This window comes from Candidatus Obscuribacterales bacterium (genome assembly GCA_036703605.1).
In the GTDB taxonomy this organism is placed as follows: Bacteria; Cyanobacteriota; Cyanobacteriia; order RECH01; family RECH01; genus RECH01.
On sequence record DATNRH010000874.1, the window covers coordinates 1 to 1,688 of the forward strand.

Consider the following 1,688-nt stretch of genomic DNA (forward strand, 5'->3'; position numbering starts at 1 on the left):
CCTCCCCCCCCCTTCCCTACTCCTTGCTCATCCTCCGCCCCCTCTCCTCCTCCTCCTCTGCTCACCAGCCGCCAGGGTTGCTCTTTGGGAGACAGGCTATGCAGCAGCAGCACCCTACTGAACTTGAGTCCAACATTTTTACACACCTCATGGACGAGGTTCAGGTGCTTCCCTGCTGCCTAATGCCCACAGGATATCCCTCCTGTGGATCGCGATGAGGAGGAGGGACTTCCAAGTACCTTAGGGCAGACAACGCATGCAAAGGTCGAGCCCAATTCCAAAGCAGAGGCGCCTATCAACCGTTTGAGGGACCAGAGAGAGGTTGCTGGCAGAGCCTAGTTGTTGTCTTGCAGAACGATGCTTCGACCTCAAGAAGCTTCCCACCTGGTACACCCTGCAGCAAGCGGTAAAAGCTCTTCCGCTTGACACTGTCACGACCTATCTCGATGGCTGTATTGCCACACGGAATATCGAGGATGTTATCTTGGATTGTGTCCACCAGACCGATGCCGCAGCCCACGCCGGCCACATCAGCTCGGGTTGAGTATAGGGCCAGACCCAGGCTCACTCAAGGTCCTCAATCTCACGGTAGTGCTGAAGTTTAAGAACTGTGCCCGTGGACTGCGTGACAGCAAGCACACGCCGCGGGACCGACTGCCCCCCAATGCTGAGCCACAGGTTGGCCTGTGCTTCGAACATTATCACCTATGGCAAAGGTCGTAACAGGATTGGGATCGGGCGGAAAACGCACAATGTCATTGCTGGAGCAGCGAGGGGAATCACCGTCAAGCGTTGGGTAGGCCTGTGTGCTGGGCTGAAGGTGCTTACCCCCTCGATGTTGGTCCGGAGATCACTGCCGGTGCAGACCTATCCATATCGCTTTTCCGAGAACCATGCTGGTGAACTCCCCCCCTACCTGTGGGCTCCGCCGCAGAAGTTTCATAGCTCCAAACGTCTCAATTTTTTTCCCTAAATGGCTTGCACACTTGCTTTGGTCTTGTGTGCATGGTGACATACCCAGGTGATCACCCATCTGCTTTCTTATCGTGTGCGTGTACCATCGGGCATCTCGGGGGGTGCGTCTAGGGGCACCTTATTCCAGGGGGCACAGCCTGGGGCACCGCCAGCTGTGCCCTACTCTCGCAATCTATACCCTGACGCACGCCACGGTAGACCCCAAGGCATCACCAGGTACATCACCAGGGATAGATGCGCTCCTTATAAGGCAATTTATGTGCACCCCGGTATCCTTTTGGCAGTTCCCTCGATGCGACACGTCATGGCTTTGAGAGCGAGGAGCCGAATCAGTCTGACTCACCGGAAATTTCTCAGGAACCCGAAACATGTTTAATACTGGTAAGGTAGCACATCACCATTAGCCTTTCTTGTCAGGGATTCCTTCAAAAATCCGTACCAGAAGGCTTCCACCGATACCTCTCTGAGCTTGGACGAATCTTCCACCTTAAGCAACTCAACTATCTTTAAGCGGGAGGTCAGATCTGTGTTTGGATGGACAGGTAGCTCGGCGGTCCTAACGGTAGATGCCGATGGAAACGACGACGACCTGGAAGAATCCGATCACAATGCCGTTGTCAAGGTAAGAGTAGCATCTTAGATCTTTTTATCAGAGTGGGAAGGCATAGGCGCACGAGCACTGCTCACAGTTAGACGTACGATCTGCAAGAGAA

The 1,688-nt window shown here is 54.3% G+C and carries 1 protein-coding gene; it reads left to right on the forward strand.

The features are described from left to right. A partial coding sequence (locus tag V6D20_18015; GenBank protein HEY9817678.1) for a hypothetical protein occupies positions 1-218 on the forward strand: 218 nt, incomplete at its 5' end. Between the last annotated feature and the right edge of the window lie 1,470 nt (positions 219-1,688).